Genomic DNA, 21,216 nt, shown 5'->3' with positions numbered 1-21,216 from the left:
CTTACCGTATCCGTATGGCACCCGGCACCCACACCGTGACCAACCAGGCTCCACCCCTGGTGGAATACGACATGTTCTCGTCCGACGCGGCCCTGGCGGAGGCCGTGGAGCGGCACCTGCCGCCGGAGGCGTACGGCGAGGCGCGCGAGGAGCTGACGGCCTTCGGGGTGTCGGCGGGTTCGGCGCAGGCGCAGGAGTGGGGGCGGCTCGCGAACGAGCATCCGCCGCGGCTGCGGACGCACGACCGCTACGGGCGCCGGATCGACGAGGTGGAGTTCCATCCGGCCTGGCACCGGCTGCTCGGCCGGGCGGTGGGCGCGGGGCTGACCGGCGCGTGGGGCCGGCCGGGTGGTCATGTGCGGCGGGCGGCGGGCTTCCTGCTGGCCTCGCAGGTGGAGGCGGGGCACGGCTGTCCGGTGTCGATGACGCACGCGGCGGTGCCGGCGCTGCGCGCCGAGCCGGAGCTCGCGGCGGCGTGGGAGCCGCTGATCGCCTCGCGGGTGTACGAGCAGGGGCTGCGGCCGCCGCTGGGGAAGACCGGTGTGCTGCTCGGGATGGGCATGACGGAGAAGCAGGGCGGCAGCGACGTCCGGGCCAACACGACCCGGGCGGAGCCCCTGGCGGCCGAAGGCGAGTACGTGCTGACCGGGCACAAGTGGTTCTGCTCGGCGCCGATGTCGGACGCCTTCCTGGTGCTCGCCCAGGCGCCCGGTGGTCTGTCCTGTCTCCTGGTGCCGCGGGTGCTGCCGGACGGGACGCGGAACGCCTTCGCGCTCCAGCGGCTGAAGGACAAGCTGGGGAATCACTCGAACGCGTCTGCCGAGGTGGAGTTCGACGGGTCGACGTGGGCCCGGCTGGTGGGCGAGGAGGGGCGCGGGCTGCGGACGGTCATGGGGATGGTGGCGGCGACCCGGCTCGACTGCGTGCTGGGCTCGGCGGCGCTGATGCGGCAGGCGGTCGCGCAGGCCGTGCACCACGCCTCGTACCGCCGCGCGTTCGGGGCTCTGCTCGTCGACAAGCCGCTGATGCGCAATGTCCTGGCCGATCTGGCGCTCGAGTCGGAGGCGGCGACCGTGCTCGGGATGCGGCTCGCGGCGGCGTACGACTCCGCCGACTCCGGTACGGAGGACGACCGGGCGCTGCTGCGGATCGCGGTGCCGGTGGCCAAGTACTGGGTGACGAAGCGGTGCACGCCGGTGGTGGCGGAGGCGCTGGAGTGCCTGGGCGGCAACGGGTACGTGGAGGAGTCGGGGCTGCCGCGGCTGCTGCGCGAGTCGCCGCTGAACTCGCTGTGGGAGGGCGCCGGGAACGTACAGGCACTGGACGTGCTGCGGGCCCTGCAGAGAGAACCGGCGGTGCTGAACGCGTTTCTGACGGAGGTGGGGCGGGCGCGCGGCGCGGATCACCGGCTCGACCGGGCGATCCGGGACCTGCTGACCGAACTGGCCGATCTGGAGGGCATCGAGGCGCGGGCGCGGCGGCTCGCGGAGCGGATGGCCCGGGTGCTCCAGGGTGCGCTGCTCGTGCGCTGGGCGCCGCCGGAGGTGGCGGACGCATTCTGCGCGTCGCGGCTCGGCGGGGACTGGGGGGCCTCGTTCGGGACGCTGCCGCACACCCTCGACCTGGGTGCGGTGGTGGAACGGGCCCGGCCGGTGGCCTGAACGCGTGTGCGGAGCGTCCCCCGGGCGGGTGAGTGTGGCGTTGTGCCGCGCGTGCCAGGGGTGGACCTGAGGGGGTCGGCACGCGCGGAAAAGCGGGGGGTGGTGCTGCGCCGACACGGCACCACCCTCCGCTTCGGCTCCACCCTCGTGCACGGGGGCGGGGGTTGCCAGAGTTGCATGAGGTTGCAGGATTACGGGAAGCAGCCCGCGCGTGACGCTGCGGAGCGGCACGATGGGCGCCGGGCCGCACGCCGTGCAGAACCGATACGGCACTGTGCGGCGGCGAAATGGCGACGACGGCACGACAGACGGAAAAGCGGATGGACGGCGAAGAGACAGCGGCATCGTGCGTGGCCGGGAGGGACCGATGAACCGAGCGCAGGTCGACCTGAACCGGCTCGCCGTGATGGACGCCGCCAAGGCGACCCGGCTGCTGCACAAGGTCCGTGAGGAGACCCTGGCCGGCCGGACCCCGCCGGTCGCACCCCGGGCGGTGATCGACGCGTCCTGGCAGCGCATGTTCCGGCTCGGCGTGAACCCGGACCAGAGCACCAGCACCGTGCTGCTCCAGCGCGACGAGCTGGAGGAGCGGCGCCGCTCCTCGGTGCTCGGCGAGGTCATGCGCACGCTGAGCGCCGGACTCGCCGGGATCGCCGACGCCTCCATGCAGATCATGGTGGTGACCGACGAGCTGGGCCGGGTGCTGTGGCGCGAGGGCAACCTGGCGGTGCTGCGGCAGGCCAACGGGATCTGTCTGGAGGAGGGCGCGGCCTGGAGCGAGCACACCACCGGTACGAACGCGGTGGGCACGGCGCTCGCCATGGGCAAGGCCGTGCAGGTGCACTCCGCCGAGCACTATGTGCACACGCTGCACAACTGGACCTGCGCCGCCGCCCCCGTCCACGACCCGCGCGATCACCGGCTGCTCGGGATCGTGGACGTCAGCGGCCCGGCGTCCAGCTTCCATCCGGCGACGCTGGCGCTGGTCGGCTCGGTGGCGCAGCTCGCGGAGGCCGAGATGCGCCAGCGGCATCTGCGCTCGATCGAGCGGCTGCGGTCGGTGGCGGCGCCGATCCTGTGCCGGGTGGGCGGGCGGGCCGTCGCCGTGGACACCCACGGCTGGACGGCGGCGGTGACCGGGATGGCGCCGGTGGACCGGCTTGCGCTGCCGAAGTCGTTCCGGGCCGGGCGGGTGTGGCTGCCCTCGCTGGGGATGTGCGCGGTGGAGCCGCTGCCGGGCGGCTGGCTGCTGCGGGTGGAGGAGGGTGCGCGGCCGGACGGGGACGGCGCCGCCGACGGGGCGGCGAGCCGGGTGGTGCTCGATCTGAGCCGGCCGCGCCGGGCGGCGGTGTCGGTGTCGGGTGCGGCCGGCAGCTGGTCGCAGGAGCTCAGCCCGCGCCACGCGGAGCTGCTCTATCTGCTCGCCCTCCACCCGGAGGGGCGGACGGCGGCGGAGCTGGCGCAGGACGTGTTCGGGGACCGGACGAGGACGGTGACGGTACGGGCGGAGCTGTCGCGGGTGCGGCGCAACCTGGCCGGCGTCCTTGCGCACCGCCCGTACCGCTTCAGCGAGGAGGTGGAGGTCGAGCTGCGGCACCCCGCGCACCCGGCGGATCTCCTCCCCCACTCCACGGCACCGGCCGTGCTCGCGGCGCGGAGCGCGACGAGCGCGTGAGGGGTGCACGGGCGGGGGCGGCGTGCGGGCGGCGGAGCGGTGGGTCCACGGGCCGGTCAACTGTCCACATGCCGGACAGGGGCCGCCCGATGTGACCGGCCCGGTGGGATCCGGCCTGGGAATCCGCGGCTCCGCATGATGCGATAAGCCCATGAGCAAGCCCACGAGCATCACCCTCACCACCTGGTCCCTGGAACAGACCTCGCCGTCCGACCTCCGGCCCGTGCCCGCTCCCGAGGGGCGCGACCTGAGGATCGTGCGGGCCGAGGTGCCCTCGGCGGAGTTCAGCCGCTTCCTCTATACGGCGGTCGGCGGCGACATCCGCTGGACCGACCGGCTGTCGCTGACGTACCCGCAGTGGCAGCAGCTCGTGGAGAAGCCGGGCGCCGAGATCTGGGTGGCGTACGAGCGGGGGACGCCCGCGGGCTACGTGGAGCTGGACCCGCAGGACGACGGCGCGGTGGAGATCGTCTACTTCGGCCTGATCCCCGGCTTCCGGGGCCGCGGGATCGGCGGGCACCTGCTTTCGTACGGGGTGGAGCGCGCCTGGGACCTGGCCGAGCGGTGGGCCGGGCGGACCCCGACCAAGCGGGTGTGGCTGCACACCTGCTCGCTGGACGGCGAGCACGCGATGGCCAACTACGAGCGGCGCGGCTTCCGGCTCTTCGACACCAAGGTGGAGCAGGTCGAGGAGCCGGCGAACCCGGGCCCGTGGCCGGGCGCCCACGCCTGACCCGTACACCGACCCGTACCCCTACCCCGTACGGCACCACCTCGTGAAAGGGGCCCTGAACTGGGCCCCTTTCACGTGACCCATGCCACATCGTCTCACTCAACGAGACAGTCGCGTCCACATCCTGGACGAAGCTGGACTGGGTCCAAACTCCCGTGACACGCTTCCGTCATGCCTGGAACTGGAATTGCCTTGGTGAGTCGGCGGCACGTCGACCTCGGCCGCATGTCCAGCGCCATCTGTTCGGCGCGCTGAGCAGTTCAGCACCGCCGCACATCTTTCCTGACGTCCTGTCTCTGCGCACTGCCGCGCCACCCTCCTATCCGAGCGCGAGTGTGCAGGTCAGAGCCGCCCTCTCGCAGTCCCGAAGGACATATCGCCATGGCCGCCACCCCGGAAAACCCCACTCCCGCCGCCGCCCGCCGCAAGGCCGGGCGCCACCGTGGCGAGGGTCAGTGGGCCGCGGGGCACTTCACCCCGCTGAACGGCAATGAGCAGTTCAAGAAGGATGACGACGGTCTCAATGTGCGGACACGTATTGAGACGATCTACTCGAAGCGCGGATTCGACTCCATCGACCCCAATGACCTGCGCGGACGCATGCGCTGGTGGGGCCTCTACACCCAGCGCCGCGAGGGTCTGGACGGCACCAAGACGGGCGTCCTGGAGCCGGAGGAGCTGGACGCCGAGTTCTTCATGCTGCGGGTCCGCATCGACGGCGGCCGGCTGACCACCGAGCAGCTCCGGGTCATCGGCGAGATCTCGCAGGAGTTCGCGCGCGGCACGGCCGACATCACCGACCGGCAGAACGTGCAGTTCCACTGGATCCGCATCGAGGACGTGCCGGAGATCTGGAACCGCCTGGAGGCGGTCGGCCTGTCCACCACCGAGGCCTGCGGTGACACCCCGCGCACCATCCTCGGCTCGCCGGTCGCCGGCATCGCCGCGGACGAGATCATCGACGGCACTCCCGCGATCGACGAGATCCACCGCCGGATCGTCGGCAACAAGGACTTCTCCAACCTGCCGCGCAAGTTCAAGACGGCGATCTCCGGCTCGCCGCTGCTCGACGTGGCGCACGAGATCAACGACATCGCCTTCGTCGGCGTGGTCCACCCGGAGCACGGCCCCGGCTTCGACGTGTGGGTCGGCGGCGGTCTGTCCACCAACCCCAAGCTCGGCGTCCGGCTCGGCACCTGGGTGCCGCTCGACGAGGTCGCCGACGTCCACGAGGGCGTCATCTCGATCTTCCGCGACTACGGCTACCGCCGGCTGCGCAACCGCGCCCGGCTGAAGTTCCTCGTCGCCGACTGGGGCCCGGAGAAGTTCCGCCAGGTCCTGGAGGACGAGTACCTCAAGCGCAAGCTGACCGACGGTCCCGCCCCGGCGGAGCCGGCCGGCCGCTGGCGCGACCACGTGGGCGTCCACAAGCAGCAGGACGGACGCTTCTACGTGGGCTTCGCCCCGCGCGTCGGCCGGGTCGACGGCGCCACCCTGACGAAGATCGCCGAGATCGCCGAGCAGCACGGCTCGGGCCGGGTGCGCACTACGACCGAGCAGAAGATGCTCGTCCTCGACGTCGAGGAGGCGCAGGTCGAGTCGATCGTCTCCGCCCTGGAGGCGCTGGACCTGCGGGTCACCCCGTCGACCTTCCGGCGCGGCACGATGGCCTGCACCGGCATCGAGTTCTGCAAGCTCGCCATCGTCGAGACCAAGGGCCGCGGCGCCTCGCTGATCGACGAACTGGAGCGCCGCATCCCGGAGTTCGACGAGCCGATCACCATCAACATCAACGGCTGCCCGAACGCCTGCGCCCGTATCCAGGTCGCGGACATCGGTCTCAAGGGCCAGCTGGTCCTGGACGACGAGGGCAACCGCGTCGAGGGCTACCAGGTGCACCTGGGCGGCGCGCTCGGCCTGGAGGCCGGCTTCGGCCGCAAGGTCCGCGGCCTGAAGGTCACCGCGGCCGAGCTGCCCGACTACGTCGAGCGGGTCCTCAAGCGCTTCCAGGCGGAGCGCGAGGACGGCGAGCGCTTCGCCGCCTGGACCGCCCGCGCCTCGGAAGAGGCCCTGTCGTGAGCGGGCGCGCGGCCCCGTTCCACTGCCCCTACTGCGGGGACGAGGACCTGCGTCCGGCAGAACAGGGACACGGCACGTGGGAATGCCACGCGTGCAGTCGAGCCTTCCAGCTGAAGTTCCTGGGGCTCCTCGCCCCGGCGACTTCGACCAACAGCTCTGGAGGGAACGAGAGATGACGACCACTCAGATCGCTCAGGACGCGACCGCGGCCGACCTGAAGGCACTCGCCGAGCAGGCCGGCCGTGAGCTGGAGGACGCCTCCGCGCTCGAGATCCTCCAGTGGGCCGCCGACACCTTCGGCGAGCGCTTCTGCGTCACCTCCTCCATGGAGGACGCGGTGGTCGCCCATCTCGCCTCGCGGGCCAGGCCCGGCGTGGACGTGGTCTTCCTCGACACCGGCTACCACTTCGAGGAGACCATCGGCACCCGGGACGCCGTCGACGCCGTCATGGACGTCAACGTCATCACTCTGACGCCGCGTCAGACGGTCGCCGAGCAGGACGCCGAGTACGGCCCCAAGCTGCACGACCGCGACCCCGACCTGTGCTGCGCGCTGCGCAAGGTCAAGCCGCTCGAAGAGGGCCTGACGAAGTACGCCGCCTGGGCCACCGGCCTGCGCCGCGACGAGTCCCCGACCCGGGCGAACACCCCGGTCGTCGGCTGGGACGAGAAGCGGCAGAAGGTGAAGGTCTCCCCCATCGCCCGCTGGACGCAGGACGACGTGGACGCCTACGTCGCCGAGCACGGGGTGCTCACCAACCCGCTCCTGATGGACGGTTACGCCTCCGTCGGCTGCGCCCCCTGCACCCGCCGGGTCCTCGAGGGCGAGGACGCGCGGGCCGGCCGCTGGGCCGGACGCGCCAAGACCGAATGCGGGCTGCACGGATGACGGCCGCCCAGGACACCCAGAACACCCAGACGCTTCAGGAGAATCACGTGACCGGTGCCACCATCTGGCTCACGGGCCTGCCCAGCGCCGGCAAGACCACCATCGCGTACGAGCTGGCCGGCCGGCTCCGCGAGCAGGGTCAGCGGGTCGAGATCCTCGACGGCGACGAGATCCGCGAGTTCCTCTCGGCGGGCCTCGGCTTCACCCGTGAGGACCGGCACACCAATGTGCAGCGGATCGGCTTCGTCGCCGAGCTGCTCGCCTCGCACGGCGTGACGGTGCTCGTGCCCGTCATCGCCCCGTACGCCGACAGCCGCGAGGCCGTCCGCAAGCGGCACGCCGCCGAGGGCACCGCCTATGTCGAGGTGCACGTCGCCACGCCGCTGGACGTGTGCTCGGTCCGTGACGTCAAGGGCCTGTACGCCAAGCAGGCGGCCGGCGAGATCAGCGGACTGACCGGCGTCGACGACCCGTACGAGGTCCCCGAGACGCCCGATCTGCGGATCGAGTCCCAGAACCAGACCGTGCAGGAGTCGGCAGCGGCCGTCCACGCGCTGCTCACCGAGAGGGGTCTCGCATGACGACCGTCGCCCATGCTCACGACACCACGGACAGTCCGTTCGCGCTGTCGCACCTCGACTCCCTGGAGTCCGAGGCCGTCCACATCTTCCGCGAGGTGGCGGGCGAGTTCGAGCGGCCGGTGATCCTCTTCTCCGGCGGCAAGGACTCCATCGTCATGCTGCACCTGGCGCTGAAGGCCTTCGCCCCGGCGCCGGTCCCCTTCACGCTGCTTCACGTCGACACCGGGCACAACTTCCCCGAGGTCCTGGAGTACCGCGACCGGGTGGTCGCCGAGCACGGCCTGCGGCTGCACGTCGCCTCCGTGCAGGAGTACATCGACGCCGGCAAGCTGCGCGAGCGCCCCGACGGCACCCGCAACCCGCTGCAGACCGTGCCGCTGACCGAGGCCATCCAGCAGCACCGCTTCGACGCCGTGTTCGGCGGCGGGCGGCGCGACGAGGAGAAGGCCCGGGCCAAGGAGCGGGTGTTCAGCCTCCGCGACGAGTTCTCCCAGTGGGACCCGCGCCGCCAGCGGCCCGAGCTGTGGCAGCTGTACAACGGCCGGCACGCCCCCGGTGAGCACGTGCGCGTCTTCCCGCTGTCCAACTGGACGGAGCTGGACGTCTGGCAGTACATCCAGCGCGAGAAGATCGACCTTCCGGAGATCTACTTCGCCCATGAGCGCGAGGTGTTCCAGCGCAACGGCATGTGGCTGACCGCCGGCGACTGGGGCGGCCCGAAGGACACCGAGTCGGTGGAGACGCGGCTGGTCCGCTACCGCACGGTCGGCGACATGTCCTGCACCGGCGCGGTGGACTCCGACGCCACCACGCTCGAGGCCGTGATCACCGAGATCGCCGCGTCCCGGCTCACCGAGCGGGGCGCCACCCGCGCCGACGACAAGATGTCCGAGGCCGCGATGGAAGACCGCAAGCGCGAAGGGTACTTCTAGTCATGACGACCTCCACCGAGCAGCAGCCCGCCGAGCTGGCGGCCACCACGCTGCTGCGCTTCGCCACCGCCGGTTCCGTCGACGACGGCAAGTCCACCCTGGTGGGCCGGCTCCTGCACGACTCCAAGTCGGTCCTCGCCGACCAGCTGGAGGCCGTCGAGCACGCCTCCCGGTCCCGCGGCCAGGAGGCCCCGGACCTGGCGCTGCTCACCGACGGCCTGCGGGCCGAGCGCGAGCAGGGCATCACCATCGACGTGGCCTACCGCTACTTCGCGACCCCGCGCCGCCGGTTCATCCTCGCCGACACCCCCGGGCACGTGCAGTACACCCGGAACATGGTCACCGGCGCCTCGACCGCCGAGCTGGCCGTGGTCCTGGTCGACGCCCGCAACGGCGTCGTCGAGCAGACCCGCCGGCACGCCGCCGTCGCCGCGCTGCTGCGCGTCCCGCACGTGGTGCTCGCCGTGAACAAGATGGACCTCGTCGACTACGCCGAGCCCGTCTTCGCCGCCATCGCCGAGGAGTTCACGACCTACGCCTCCGAGCTGGGCGTCCCGGAGATCACCGCGATCCCGATCTCCGCGCTCGCCGGCGACAACGTCGTGGAGCCGTCCGCCAACATGGACTGGTACGGCGGCCCGACGGTCCTGGAGCACCTGGAGACGGTGCCGGTCAGCCACGACCTGACCGCCTGCCACGCCCGCTTCCCGGTGCAGTACGTGATCCGTCCGCAGACCGCCGAGCACCCCGACTACCGGGGATACGCGGGCCAGATCGCGGCCGGCGCCTTCCGGGTCGGCGAGCAGATCACCGTACTGCCGTCCGGTAAGACGTCGACGATCACCGGGATCGACGCGCTGGGCGAGTCCGTGGACATCGCCTGGGCGCCGCAGTCGGTCACCATCCGGCTCGCCGACGACATCGACATCTCCCGCGGCGACCTGCTCGCGCCGGTCGCGGACGCGCCGGCCACCAGCCAGGACGTCGAGGCGACCGTCTGCCACGTCGCGGACCAGCCGCTCACCGTGGGCCAGCGGGTGCTGCTCAAGCACACCACCCGCACCGTCAAGGCCATCGTCAAGGAGATCCCGTCCCGGCTCACCCTGGACGACCTCTCCCAGCACCCCGATCCGGGGCAGCTGGTGGCCAACGACATCGGCCGGGTCAAGGTGCGCACCGCCGAGCCGCTCGCGCTCGACGCGTACGTGGACTCGCGCCGTACCGGTTCCTTCCTGCTGATCGATCCGGCCGACGGCACCACGCTGGCCGCCGGCATGGCGGGCGAGTCCTTCGCGACCGCCAAGGCCGTCCCCGCCGCGGCGGAGGACGAGGAGGGGTGGGACTTCTGATGAGCAGTCAGAACATCTACGGCACCTTCGCCAAGGAGGGCGGCCGGGTGGGCTCCGGCGCCCTCGGTGCGGGCCGGGGAGGTGTCGCGCGATGTGCGTGCTGACCTCCGGGCGCCGCTGTCGCGGCGCGCTGCCGCTCCACCCGCACCACCTCCCGCTCGGTCCCGGGCGGCGACATAAACGCAGACTTCGCAGAAGCTGAATCGAGGGGAACCACTCCCGTGCCTGCCACCACCCGTACCACCCTGCGCCGCGGCCTCGCGGCAGCCGTCGCACTCCCCCTGCTGATCGGGGTACTCGCCTCGTGCGGCTACGGCTCCCAGGCCAAGAACGACCAGAAGAAGGTGGCCGCGGAGGGCGAGAAGCTCTCCGTCGACGCCGTACGGCTCGGGTACTTCCCCAATCTGACGCACGCCACCGCGCTGGTGGGCGACCAGGAAGGCATCTTCCAGAAGGAGCTGGGCGGCACCCAGCTGAAGGTGTCGACCTTCAACGCCGGTCCGTCCGAGATCGAGGCGCTCAACGCCGGCTCGATCGACATCGGCTTCATCGGCCCCTCCCCGGCGATCAACGGCTACACCAAGTCCAAGGGCAACAACCTGCGGATCATCGGTGGTTCGGCCTCCGGCGGGGTGAAGCTGGTGGTGAACCCGGAGAAGATCAAGACCCTCGACGACGTCAAGGGCAAGCGGATCGCGACCCCGCAGCTCGGCAACACCCAGGACGTGGCCTTCCTCAACTGGGTCTCCGAGAAGGGCTGGAAGGTCGACGCCCAGAGCGGCAAGGGCGACGTGTCGGTGCTCCGCACCGACAACAAGATCACCCCCGACGCCTACAAGTCCGGCTCCATCGACGGCGCCTGGGTGCCGGAGCCGACCGCGTCGAAGCTGGTCAGCGAGGGCGCGAAGGTGCTCCTCGACGAGTCGGAGCTGTGGCCGGGCAAGCAGTTCGTCATCACCAACATCATCGTGTCGCAGACGTTCCTCAAGGAGCACCCCGACGTGGTCGAGGCGGTCCTGCGGGGCTCGGTGAAGACCAACGCGTGGATCAAGGCCCACTCGGAGCAGGCGAAGGCCTCGGCCAACAGCAAGCTCAAGGAGCTGTCCGGCAAGCCGCTCGGCGCGAAGGTGATCGACGGCGCCTGGCCGTCCATCCAGTTCGTCGACGACCCGCTCGCCGCGACGCTCCAGGCGCAGGCCGGCCACGCGGTGGAGGCCGGTCTCCTCAAGGAGCCCGACCTGGCCGGGATCTACGACCTGAAGCCGCTGAACAAGGTGCTCAAGGCCGCGGGCAAGCCCGAGGTGTCCGACGCCGGTCTCGGCGTGAAGTAACCCGAACCCCACTGGAGGTGACGAACATGGCCACGACCACCACGCTCGCCAAGGCCGAGGACCGCGTCGCCGCGGTCGGTCACGCCGCGCGCATCGAGCACGTCTCGAAGTCCTTCGGCGGCCCCGCCGGCGGACAGCTCGTCCTCGACGACATCTCGCTCGATGTCGCGCCCGGCGAGTTCGTCACCCTCCTGGGGGCCTCGGGCTGCGGCAAGTCCACGCTGCTCAACCTGGTCGCCGGGCTCGACCGGCCGTCCGCGGGGTCCATCGACACCCCGGGCGGCCGGCCGGCCCTGATGTTCCAGGAGCACGCCCTGTTCCCGTGGCTGTCCGCGGGCAAGAACATCGAACTCGCCCTGAAGCTGCGCGGGGTGCCGAAGGCCGAGCGCCGCACGGAGGCCGAACGGCTCCTGGACCTGGTCCGGCTCGGCGGCTCGTACGGCAAGCGGGTGCACGAACTGTCCGGCGGCATGCGGCAGCGCGTCGCCATGGCCCGGGCCCTCGCCCAGGCCAGCGACCTGCTCCTGATGGACGAGCCGTTCGCCGCGCTCGACGCCATCACCCGGGACGTGCTGCACGACGAGCTGACCCGGATCTGGCGCGAGACCAACGTGTCCGTCCTCTTCGTCACCCACAACGTGCGCGAGGCCGTGCGGCTCGCCGAGCGGGTCGTCCTGCTCTCGTCGCGCCCCGGCCGGATCGCCCGGGAGTGGACCATCGACATCCCGCAGCCGCGCCGGATCGAGGACGCCGCCGTGGCGGAGCTGTCCGTCGAGATCACCGAACAACTGCGTGGGGAGATCCGCCGCCATGGCCAGCACTGAGACGACCGCGGCCTCCGGGGTCGCCAAGGCCGACGACCTCGCGGGTCTGGAGGCCGGACTCGACGCCCTGGACAGCGTGCAGGTGCGCCGGGCCCCGGTGCGCGAGGTCCTCCTGAAGAAGGTCCTGCCGCCGGTCCTCGCGATCGTCCTGGTCGTGGTGGTGTGGCAGCTGCTCGTGTCTGCGCACGTCACCGACGAGGGCAAGCTGCCCTCGCCCGGCGCCGTGTGGGACAGCCTGAAGACCATGTGGCTGGAAGGCACGCTGCTCGACGTGCTCTGGACCAGCGTGTCCCGGGCCCTGCTCGGCTTCCTGCTCGCCCTCGCGATCGGCACCCCGCTGGGTCTGATCGTGGCCCGGGTGACGGTGATCCGGACGGCGATCGGCCCGATCCTGTCCGGTCTGCAGTCGCTGCCCTCGGTCGCCTGGGTGGCGCCCGCGGTGCTGTGGCTCGGCCTCAACGACTCGATGATGTTCGCGGTCATCCTGCTCGGCGCGGTGCCGTCCATCGCCAACGGTCTGGTGGCCGGCGTCGACCAGGTCCCGCCGCTGTTCCTGCGGGCCGGGCGGACGCTCGGCGCGACCGGCCTCAAGGGCGCCTGGCACATCGTGATGCCGGCCGCGCTGCCCGGCTACCTCGCCGGCCTGAAGCAGGGCTGGGCGTTCTCCTGGCGCTCGCTGATGGCGGCGGAGATCATCGCCTCCTCGCCGGACCTGGGCCTCGGCCTCGGCCAGCTCCTGGAGAACGGCCGCAACAACTTCGACATGCCGGGCATCTTCCTCGCGATCATCCTGATCCTGCTCGTCGGTGTCGCCATCGACCTGCTGATCTTCAGCCCGCTGGAGCGCACGGTGCTGCGCCGCCGCGGACTGCTCGTGAAGGCCTGATCCCGATGAGCGCCCCTGTCCTCCTCGTCATCGCGCACGGCAGCCGTGATCCGCGGCACGCGGCGACCGTCCAGGCCCTGGTGGCCCGGGCCGCCGCGCTGCGGCCGGGGCTGCGCGTGGAGACGGCGTTCCTGGACTTCAACCTGCCGTCCGTGACGGGGGTGCTCGACCGGCTCGCCGCCGAGGGGGTGCGGGAGGTGGTGGCGCTGCCGCTGCTGCTGACCCGCGCCTTCCACGCGAAGGCCGACATCCCCGCCGTACTGCGGCAGGCCCCGGCCTCGCTGCGGATCCGGCAGGCGGAGGTCCTGGGCCCGTCCCCGCTGCTCCTCGCGACGGTGGAACGGCGCCTGTACGAGGCGGGCCTGACGCCCGCCGACAAGAGCACCACCGGGGTCGTCCTGGCCTCGGCGGGCTCCACCGACCCGGAGGCGATCGCAGTGATCGCAGAAACGGCGCGGGAGCTGCGGAACACCGGTTGGTGCTCCGTGCGGCCTGCGTTCGCCTCCGCATCTCTTCCCCGGACCGAGGACGCGGTACGGGCGCTCCGCGCCGAGCCGGGCGTCCGCCGGGTGGCCGTGGCCCCGTACGTGATCGCCCCCGGCCGACTCCCGGACCGCATCGCGGCGGGCGCGGCCGAGGGCGGGGCGCTCCTCGCAGGCGTCCTGGGCCCCTCCCCCGAACTGGCCCGGCTGCTCCTGGAGCGGTACGAGCCGGCGGCTCAGGCCCTGCGGCCGCTGAGCGCGAGGGCCCTGGTGAAGGCCGGGGCGCCGTCCTCCGTGGCGGCGGGCGCGTCGAACCCCTCGTACTCCCGGTACATCTCCGCGTAGCGCCCGACGACCTCGAGCACGAACGCCCCGGTCTCCTCGGGCACCTGGTACTCCTGCCCGGTGCTGTGGGCCAGGTCCCAGCCGTGCAGGGCGAGCTCGAGGACGAGCATGGCGGCGATCTCCCCGGCCGGCATGCCGCTGCCCCCGAGGTCGATCTCCCCCTCCCAGGCCTCCGGCTTCTCCCAGGCGGCGAGCGCCCGGTCGAGCTGCGCCGCGTACCGCTCGGCCCAGTCGGCGTCGGCGGTGAAGTCGCGCTGCACGGTCTCCTCGGGGAGCTCGGTGCGCAGCGCGCGGTGCTCCAGGCCGTGGGCGCCGTAGAGGACGAGGTGGTTGGCGAGTTCGCGTACGGTCCAGTCGGTGCAGCGGGAGGGCGCGGCGAGCTGTTCGGCGGTGACGCCGCGGGTGACCCGGGCGGACTCGGCGGCGCAGGCGGTGAGGTGTCGGTGCATCGCGTTCATGATCCCTACGTTAGGGAGTGCGCCGTGGCCCGGTCTTGAAGTTTCGCGACACGGCTCAGGAGAAGTCCAGTCCGCCGGTGCGGGTGCGCTTGAGCTCGAAGAGGTCGGGGTCGCCGGCGAGGACGCGGAAGGCGTCGAAGAGTGCGGCGGCGCGCTCGCCGCGCGGGACGGCGCGCAGGACCGGGCCGAACCAGGCGGTGCCGTCGATGTGGAGGGTGGGGGTGCCGACGTAGGCGTCGGCGTCGGGGTCCTTGCCGGCGTCGTGGCTGCGGCGGACCGCCGGGTCCCACGCCGGGTCGTGGGCCGCGGCGGCGAGGTCGGCGGGCAGGCCCAGTTCGGCGAGCGACTCGGCGATCACGGCGTCGAAGTCCTCGTTCTTCTGCTCGTGGATGCGGGTGCCGTACGCGGTGTAGAGCGGGCGCAGGATGTCCTCGCCGTGCTGCTCGGCGGCCGCGGCGGCGACCCGGACCGGGCCGATGGAGGCGTCGACGAGGGTGCGGTACCAGTCGGGCAGTTCGTTGCCCTCGTTGTGGAAGTAGAGGCTCATGACGTGGAAGCGGACGTCGATGTCGCGCTGCCGCTCCACTTCGAGGATCCAGCGGGAGGTGATCCAGGCGAAGGGGCAGGCGGGGTCGAAGTAGAAGTCCACGGTGGGCGTACGGGTCGTCGTCATGGTCCCCAGCCTAGGACCGGGGTGGCCCGGCAGGGCGGGCCAATCACGACGCACCGGGCTGGGCCAATCAGGCCCGCAGGATCGCTCGTCAGTCCTCGTGCTCCGTCATCTCGACCAGCTTGCGGACCGTGTTCCAGTTGCGCGCGGTGACCGTGAGGCCCTTGAAGAGCGCGGGCCGGGAAAGCGCCTCGCCGAGCTTGGAGGTGCCGAGGCCGGCCGGGGCGTACAGGTAGAGCACGCGGTCGCCGAGGGCGAAGGCCTCGGGCAGGAAGGAGTCCCGGTCGAGGGCGGCGAAGCGCTTCTCGTCGACCCGCTCGGAGAGGTAGAAGGCGTGCAGCTGCTTGCCCTCCAGCTCCTCGGCCGGGTAGGGACAGTCGGCAGCGACGGCGGCGAGGTAGGCGTGGTCGCGGACCAGGCAGTCGACGGTGAAGCCGAAGTGCTTCTCGATCGCGGCCTCGACGGCTTCCCGGACGGCCTCGTCGGTGGTGTCGGGTGCGTCGGCGGCGGTGGTGAAGACCGCGTTCCCGCTCTGCAGATAGGTCTTCACGTCCCGGTGGCCGAGGCCTTCGAGGACGGAACGCAGCTCCGCCATGGGGACCTTGCGGTGCCCTCCGACGTTGATGCCGCGCAGCAGCAGGGCGTAGGTCTTCGTCATGGCCACACCATAGGACGACCGCCGTGCCCCGTGGGGGAGGGCACGGCGGTCGCCGGTCGTGCGGGGAGGGTTACTCGACGATCTTCAGGAGCTTGTTGGCGGTGCCGGGCGAGGCGTTGCCGATCTTGTCGGGGGTGGCTCCGCCGACCAGGGCCTCGGCGACCTGGTCCGGGGTGGCGTCGGGGTGGCCGGCCAGGTAGACGGCGGCGGCGCCGACCACGTGCGGGGTGGCCATCGACGTACCGGAGATGGTCTTGGTCCCGGTGTCGCTGTCGTTCCAGGCGGAGGTGATGTCCGAGCCCGGGGCGTAGAGGTCCACGACCGAGCCGAAGTTGGAGAAGCTGGACTGCTCGTCGTCCTTGGTGGAGGAGGCGACGGTGATCGCCTCCGGCACGCGGGACGGGGAGCCCTCGCCGGCGTCGGAGGACTCGTTGCCGGCGGCGACGCCGAAGGTCACGCCGGAGGCGATGGCCTTCTTGACCGCGTCGTCGAGGGCCGGGTCGGCCCCGCCGCCGAGGCTCATGTTGGCGACGGACGGGCCCTGGTGGTTCTTGGTGACCCAGTCGATGCCGGCGACGACCTGCTCGGTGGTGCCGGAGCCGTTGTCGTCGAGGACGCGGACGGCGACGATCTTCGCCTTCTTGGCGATGCCGTGGGAGGAGCCGGCGATGGTGCCCGCGACATGGGTGCCGTGGCCGTTGCCGTCCTGGGCCTCGTCGTCGTTCTCCACGGCGTCGAAGCCGTAGGAGGCCCGGCCGCCGAAGTCCTGGTGGCTGATGCGGACGCCGGTGTCGATGACGTACGCGGTGACGCCCTCGCCCGCACTGTCGGGGTACGTGTACTTGTCGTCGCCGGCGGTCTCGGTCTGGTCGACCCGGTCGAGGCCCCACGACGGCGGGTTCTCCTGGGTCTCCTTGATGCTGAACGTGCGGTTCTGCACCACCTTGGCGACGGACGGGTCGGCGGCGAGGCGCTTGGCCTCGGTCTCCGTGAGTCCGTTCACCGAGAAGCCGTTGACGGCGGAGTCGTAGCTGCGGCGCAGGGTGCCGCCGTACTCCCTCGCGAGGTCGGTCTTCCCGGCCTGGTTGGTCTTCTCGTCGAGCAGCACGACGTAGCTGCCGGCGACGGCGCCTTCGACACCGAGTCCGTAGACCGTTCCTTCGGCGGGCGCGGGGGCCGCACCGGCGAACGGGCCGTAGAGGACGGTGACTCCGGCGACGGCCGCGATCGCGGTCGTGACGGCGATGTAACGGGTCCGGCGGACACGCTTGTGTATTGCCATGAAGAGGGGTCTCCTCGTCAGGATTTGTGGGGGGTTGAGCCATCGGACGCAAACTCTCCGGTCGCTCGTTCGAAACCCTGTCCCATTGACGAGTGCAAATAAACCCCTTCTCGGACCTGTGACTTATCCAACAAGGCTTCTTAATGAGAAGGGTGGAAAATCTCCCCAACTCCCCCCTTGACTCGGGCGACTTGGACGACCTGGGGGCCGTCTCGGGAGGGGCGGGACGGGTGATCAGTCGCGCTGGTAGCGGGCCAACACCCTGTTTCCATCGGTAACCAGACGCCGCCTCAACTCCTCCGTGCCGATGGCCCCGCTGTAGTACTCCTGGAAGGCGGGGGTGGCCACCTTGTCCTTCCACTCCGGGTAGCCGCGCACCGACTGCGCGGGCGCCGGGCGCAGGGCCTGGGCGACGGCCGCGCCGGTGGCCCAGCCGAACTCCGGGGTGTGCAGGGCGGGATCGGCGAGCGCGGTGGTGGAGGTGGGCAGCATCCAGTCGCCGAGCGCGAGCCGCACGGTGTTGCGCGGCTGGAGGAAGAACTCCAGGAAGGCGGCGGCTTCCTTCTTGTGCGGGCTGTCGGCGGCGATGGAGAGCGTCTGCGGGCTGACGCCCTGCGCGAGTCCGCCCGCCCCGGCAGGGGCCGGGAGCACGGTCCAGTCGAAGCCCTCGGGCGCCTGCTGGACGATCTGCTGCCGGTACGAGAAGCCCAGCGGCACCATCGCGTACCGGCCGCCGAAGAAGCCGGGCAGGGTGTCGGAGCCGCCGCTGCCGAGGGTGGCCGGGGAGGCGGTGCGGTCGGTGCCGACCATGGCCCGGATGGTGCCGGGCACCACCGCGTCGGCGTCCTCGAAGCGAAGGGTCACCTTGTCGTCGGCGCCCCGGTGGAAGAGCCGCCCGCCGGCCGAGAGCCCCAGGTTGAGCGAGACGGACACCGGCTCCTTCAACGGCCAGGCGACCGCGTACCGGCCGCCGCCCATCATCTTCGTGAGGTCCTTGGCGACGCTGCGGAACTCCTCCCAGCTCCACGGCTGTTCGGCAGTCGGGACACGCACCCCGGCATCGGCGAGGAGCTTCCGGTTGGCCATGATCATGCGCGGTTCCTGGAGGAACGGCACGCCGTAGACGCCGTCGCCGAAGGTCGTGGTCCGCCAGCTCTCGGCGGGGATGTCGGCACGCAGCCGCACGGAGAGCAGCGGGCGCAGATCGGCCAGATAGCCGCCGTAGGCGAAGTCGGCGAGGTCGTCGGAGGCGTCGTGGACGAGGTCGGGGGCCTCGCCGCCCTCGAAGGAGGTGAGCAGCTGGTCGTGGACGGAGTCCCAGCTGCCCTGTACGTAGTCGACCTGGATGTCCGGGTGGGCGGCGTTCCACTCGGCGACGAGCTGCTTGTTGGCGTCGACGGACTCCTGCTGCCAGGCGAGGGACTGGAAGCGGAGCCGGACGACGCCTGAGCCGTCGTCGGGCCGCTGGTCCGCCGTGCACGCCGACCCGGTGAGCAGCAGGGCGGCCGCCGCGACGGCGGTCGCGAACCGACGCGCCCGCCCGAACCGCCGTGCCTGCGCCAACCGCCGTACCCGCCTCATGACTTCACCGCCCCGGCGAGCATGCCGCCGGTGATCCGGCGCTGGATGAGGGCGAAGACGACCAGGGACGGCAGGGTCGCGAGGAAGGCCGCGGCGGCGAGCGGGCCGAGGTCGGCGGCGCCCTCCGCGCCGAGGAAGTGGGTGAGGACCACGGGCAGGGTCTGTTTCTCCGGGGTCTTGAGGAGCACGAGGGCGAAGAAGAACTCGTTCCAGGCGGTGATGAAGGCGAAGAGCGCGGTGGCGACGAGGCCCGGCGCGAGCAGCGGCGCGGTCACCGAGACCAGGGTGCGCAGCCGGCCGGCGCCGTCGACGGCCGCGGCCTCTTCGAGCTCGGCCGGCACCGCCCGTACGTATCCGGTCAGCATCCACAGCGCGAACGGCAGCGACCACACCACGTACACCATGACCAGGCCCGGCAGGCTGTTGATCAGGTGCAGGTTCTTGAGGACGAGGAAGAGCGGGATGATCAGGAGGACGAAGGGGAAGGCCTGGCTGACCACGACCCAGCCGGTGGCGGCGGCGGTGAGCCGGGAGCGGTGCCGGGCCAGGACGTAGGCCATGGGCGTGGCCACGGCGACCGCGATCAGGGCGGCGGCGACCGCGGCGAGCAGGCTGTTCCCGGCGGCGCGGAGCAGCGGCTGTTCCTCGAAGGCCTGCCGGAAATTGGCGAGGGTGGGGTCCCGCGGGATCCAGGTGGGGTGCAGGGAGCCCAGTTCGGTGGCCGGTTTGAAGGCGGTGGAGACCAGCCACAGGAACGGGAAGGCGAGGAAGACCAGATACGCGAGGAGCGCGGCGTACTGGCCGGCGCGGGCGGCCCCGCGCGTACGGAAGGCGCTCACCGGTCCTGATCCCCCTTGAGGCGTCCGACGAGGTACAGCGCGAGCAGTACGGACACGACGGCGACCAGCACGCAGCCCATGGCGGCGGCGTAGCCGAACTGGCCGTAGCGGAAGGCCTCCTCGTAGGCGAAGAGCATGGGTAGACGGGTGCGGCCGCCGGGTCCGCCGTTGGTCAGGACGTAGACCAGGGCGAAGGAGTTGAAGTTCCAGATGAAGTTGAGGGAGGTGATGGCGAGGGCGACGGGGCGCAAGGCGGGCCAGGTGACCGTACGGAAGCGGCGCCAGGCGCCGGCGCCGTCGAGGGCGGCGGCCTCGTGGAGCTCGCGCGGGGTGTTCTGCACCCCGGCGAGCAGGGCGACCGTGGTCTGTGGCATGCCTGCCCAGACGCCGACCACGATCACGGCGGGCAGCGCGGTGCCGAGGCCGCTCAGCCAGGCGCGCCCGTCGCCGAGGCCGAGGTCGCGCAGGGTCTCGTTGAGGACGCCCGCGTCCGGGTTGTAGACGAGGCGCCACATGATGCCGACGACGACCTCGGGCATCGCCCAGGGGACGATCGCCAGCGCCCGGGCCAGCCAGCGCAGCTTCAGCTCCTGGTTCAGGAGCAGCGCGAGGCCGAGGGAGAGCAGGAACTGGGGGACGGTGACGCCGACCGCCCACAGCAGGCCGATGCGGAAGGACTCCCAGAAGAGGGTGTCGTGCAGCAGGTCCTGGAAGTTGAGGGTGCCGATCCAGCGGGTGGCCTGGGTGCGGCCGGACTGGGCGTCGGTGAAGGCGAGCCCGATGCCGTAGAGCAGCGGGCCGACGCTGAGGACCAGGATCGGCAGCAGGGCCGGCAGGACGAGGAACCAGGCGCCGAAGTCGCGGCCGGGACCCGGGGGCCGGGCGGGGGCGGTGCTGCGCGCCGCGGACCGCTTCGGCGCGGTCGTCACACTCACCGATCGACCCCCCTGTGCCCGGTTTGTCACCCTAAGGCCTGTCTGGGACTCGGTCATCGTCGTGACGGGCCGCCGGTTCGTCAAGGTGACCTGCACGGATGCGAGACTTTGGCGTATTCGCATCCGTCATGCGCAGCTGCTGTGGGGAGAGAACGATGGACGAGGCGCGGGCCCGGGAGATCCTGGCCGCCGCGGGACTGCGGGCGGCCGGCGCGACCCTGCTCGCGCTCGGCGAGAACGCGGTCTTCGCGCTCGGCGACCTGGTGGTGAAGGTGGGCAGGGACGCCGAGCTGCTGCCGCGCGCGGAGCGCGAGCTGGCCCTGGCCGGCTGGCTGGAATCGGCCGGTGTTCCCGCCGTACGGGCCGCGGAGCCCAAGCCGCTCCTTGCCGAGGGCCACCCGGTGACCATCTGGCACCGGCTGCCGGAGGCCGTACGGCCCAGTGAGCCGCGCGATCTGGCGCCGCTGCTGCGGGCGGTGCACGCGCTGCCCGAGCCGGCCGGGCTCGACCTGCCGCGGCGGGAACTCCTTGCCGGGGTGGAGCGCTGGCTGCGGCTCGCGGGCGACGCGATCGACCCGGCCGACGCCGCCTATCTGCGCGAGCGCCGGGACGCCTTCGCCCCGACCGCCGCCGCCCTCGTCCCGCACCTCACGCCCGGCCCGATCCACGGCGACGCGCTGCCCCGCAATGTGCACGTCGGCCCGGACGGTCCGGTCCTGGTGGACCTGGAGACCTTCTCCTCGGACCTGCGCGAGCACGATCTCGTGGTGCTCGCCCTCTCCCGGGACCGCTACGGCCTGGACCCGGCCGCCTACGACGCCTTCACCACCGCCTACGGCTGGGACGTGCGCGAGTGGGAGGGCTGCGCGGTGCTGCGCGGGGCGCGGGAGACCGCCAGCTGCGCCTGGGTGGCCCAGCACGCGCCGACGAACCCGAAGGCGCTGGCCGAGTTCGAGCGGCGGGTGGCCTCGCTGCGGGACGGCGACCCCGAGGTGCGCTGGTACCCCTTCTGACATCATCAGCCTT

Annotated in this window: 22 protein-coding genes; 15 read left to right on the top strand and 7 right to left on the bottom strand. The window is 71.8% G+C overall.

All coding sequences use genetic code 11. The features are described from left to right. Positions 1–14 precede the first annotated feature (14 nt). The 14 genes from JAO84_RS29410 to JAO84_RS29345 all read left to right on the top strand — a co-directional run bounded on the left by JAO84_RS29410 (position 15) and on the right by JAO84_RS29345 (position 13,767). Positions 15–1,661: an acyl-CoA dehydrogenase family protein gene (locus JAO84_RS29410; RefSeq protein ID WP_370415534.1), complete on the top strand. Its 1,647-nt coding sequence runs from the start codon at positions 15–17 to the stop codon at positions 1,659–1,661. A 367-nt stretch (positions 1,662–2,028) separates the two neighbouring features. Beyond that, positions 2,029–3,336, top strand: a complete 1,308-nt coding sequence (locus JAO84_RS29405; protein ID WP_370415533.1) for a GAF domain-containing protein — start codon at positions 2,029–2,031, stop codon at positions 3,334–3,336. A 151-nt stretch (positions 3,337–3,487) separates the two neighbouring features. Beyond that, the gene (locus tag JAO84_RS29400) at positions 3,488–4,069 is read left to right on the top strand and encodes a GNAT family N-acetyltransferase (protein WP_370415532.1); all 582 of its coding nucleotides are present in this window, start codon (positions 3,488–3,490) and stop codon (positions 4,067–4,069) included. A 171-nt stretch (positions 4,070–4,240) separates the two neighbouring features. Beyond that, on the top strand, positions 4,241–4,324 hold the full coding sequence (locus JAO84_RS29395; RefSeq protein WP_356067285.1) for a putative leader peptide: 84 nt from the start codon (positions 4,241–4,243) through the stop codon (positions 4,322–4,324). 126 nt (positions 4,325–4,450) lie between these two features. Beyond that, complete coding sequence (locus tag JAO84_RS29390) at positions 4,451–6,148, top strand: nitrite/sulfite reductase (RefSeq protein WP_370415531.1); 1,698 nt, start codon at positions 4,451–4,453, stop codon at positions 6,146–6,148. After that, positions 6,145–6,324 (top strand): hypothetical protein, encoded by a 180-nt coding sequence (locus tag JAO84_RS29385; RefSeq protein ID WP_265867938.1) that lies wholly within the window; start codon positions 6,145–6,147, stop codon positions 6,322–6,324. Before JAO84_RS29390 ends, JAO84_RS29385 begins: the two co-directional genes overlap by 4 nt. Beyond that, positions 6,321–7,037 carry a phosphoadenylyl-sulfate reductase gene (locus tag JAO84_RS29380; protein ID WP_370415530.1) on the top strand — a complete coding sequence of 239 codons (717 nt, stop codon included), beginning with the start codon at positions 6,321–6,323 and terminating at the stop codon, positions 7,035–7,037. Before JAO84_RS29385 ends, JAO84_RS29380 begins: the two co-directional genes overlap by 4 nt. After that, on the top strand, positions 7,034–7,618 hold the full coding sequence (gene cysC / locus JAO84_RS29375; protein WP_370415529.1) for an adenylyl-sulfate kinase: 585 nt from the start codon (positions 7,034–7,036) through the stop codon (positions 7,616–7,618). The genes JAO84_RS29380 and cysC overlap by 4 nt, the downstream gene beginning before the upstream one ends. Continuing rightward, the gene (gene cysD / locus JAO84_RS29370) at positions 7,615–8,550 is read left to right on the top strand and encodes a sulfate adenylyltransferase subunit CysD (RefSeq protein ID WP_370415528.1); all 936 of its coding nucleotides are present in this window, start codon (positions 7,615–7,617) and stop codon (positions 8,548–8,550) included. Before cysC ends, cysD begins: the two co-directional genes overlap by 4 nt. 2 nt (positions 8,551–8,552) lie before the next feature. Continuing rightward, entirely contained in the window at positions 8,553–9,899 is a 1,347-nt protein-coding gene (locus tag JAO84_RS29365) for a sulfate adenylyltransferase subunit 1 (RefSeq protein WP_370415527.1), read from the top strand. Positions 9,900–10,120: 221 nt separating this feature from the next. Then, on the top strand, positions 10,121–11,230 hold the full coding sequence (locus JAO84_RS29360) for an aliphatic sulfonate ABC transporter substrate-binding protein (protein WP_370415526.1): 1,110 nt from the start codon (positions 10,121–10,123) through the stop codon (positions 11,228–11,230). Between the two features lie 26 nt (positions 11,231–11,256). Beyond that, entirely contained in the window at positions 11,257–12,054 is a 798-nt protein-coding gene (locus tag JAO84_RS29355) for an ABC transporter ATP-binding protein (protein ID WP_265867944.1), read from the top strand. Beyond that, positions 12,041–12,940, top strand: coding sequence for an ABC transporter permease (locus tag JAO84_RS29350; protein ID WP_370415525.1), 900 nt, complete (start codon positions 12,041–12,043; stop codon positions 12,938–12,940). The genes JAO84_RS29355 and JAO84_RS29350 overlap by 14 nt, the downstream gene beginning before the upstream one ends. Before the next feature lie 5 nt (positions 12,941–12,945). Continuing rightward, a complete protein-coding gene (locus JAO84_RS29345) occupies positions 12,946–13,767 on the top strand; it encodes a sirohydrochlorin chelatase (RefSeq protein ID WP_370415524.1) in 822 nt (273 codons plus the stop codon). Here JAO84_RS29345 and JAO84_RS29340 read toward each other — a convergent pair. From JAO84_RS29340 to JAO84_RS29310, 7 genes are all read right to left on the bottom strand, one after another. After that, positions 13,659–14,225 (bottom strand): TIGR03086 family metal-binding protein, encoded by a 567-nt coding sequence (locus JAO84_RS29340; RefSeq protein ID WP_370415523.1) that lies wholly within the window; start codon positions 14,223–14,225, stop codon positions 13,659–13,661. The two genes, JAO84_RS29345 and JAO84_RS29340, sit on opposite strands and share 109 nt — an antisense overlap. Positions 14,226–14,280: 55 nt before the next feature. Then, on the bottom strand, positions 14,281–14,898 hold the full coding sequence (locus tag JAO84_RS29335) for a DsbA family protein (RefSeq protein ID WP_370415522.1): 618 nt from the start codon (positions 14,896–14,898) through the stop codon (positions 14,281–14,283). Between the two features lie 88 nt (positions 14,899–14,986). Continuing rightward, the gene (locus tag JAO84_RS29330) at positions 14,987–15,553 is read right to left on the bottom strand and encodes a DUF1697 domain-containing protein (RefSeq protein WP_370415521.1); all 567 of its coding nucleotides are present in this window, start codon (positions 15,551–15,553) and stop codon (positions 14,987–14,989) included. 70 nt (positions 15,554–15,623) lie between these two features. Further along, positions 15,624–16,835 carry a S8 family peptidase gene (locus tag JAO84_RS29325; protein WP_370415520.1) on the bottom strand — a complete coding sequence of 404 codons (1,212 nt, stop codon included), beginning with the start codon at positions 16,833–16,835 and terminating at the stop codon, positions 15,624–15,626. Between the two features lie 234 nt (positions 16,836–17,069). Further along, on the bottom strand, positions 17,070–18,416 hold the full coding sequence (locus tag JAO84_RS29320; protein ID WP_370415519.1) for an ABC transporter substrate-binding protein: 1,347 nt from the start codon (positions 18,414–18,416) through the stop codon (positions 17,070–17,072). Next, positions 18,413–19,255: a carbohydrate ABC transporter permease gene (locus tag JAO84_RS29315; protein WP_370415518.1), complete on the bottom strand. Its 843-nt coding sequence runs from the start codon at positions 19,253–19,255 to the stop codon at positions 18,413–18,415. The genes JAO84_RS29320 and JAO84_RS29315 overlap by 4 nt, the downstream gene beginning before the upstream one ends. Then, positions 19,252–20,184: a carbohydrate ABC transporter permease gene (locus tag JAO84_RS29310; protein WP_370416892.1), complete on the bottom strand. Its 933-nt coding sequence runs from the start codon at positions 20,182–20,184 to the stop codon at positions 19,252–19,254. The genes JAO84_RS29315 and JAO84_RS29310 overlap by 4 nt, the downstream gene beginning before the upstream one ends. Positions 20,185–20,345: 161 nt before the next feature. On the opposite strand from JAO84_RS29310, the gene JAO84_RS29305 reads away from it, so the two are divergent. Beyond that, entirely contained in the window at positions 20,346–21,203 is an 858-nt protein-coding gene (locus JAO84_RS29305) for a phosphotransferase enzyme family protein (protein WP_370415517.1), read from the top strand. Positions 21,204–21,216 lie beyond the last annotated feature (13 nt).

Source organism: Streptomyces fradiae (assembly GCF_041270065.1).
GTDB lineage: Bacteria > Actinomycetota > Actinomycetes > Streptomycetales > Streptomycetaceae > Streptomyces.
The sequence above is the reverse complement of the archived record's forward strand: the minus strand, read 5'-3'. Positions and strand labels throughout refer to the sequence as shown.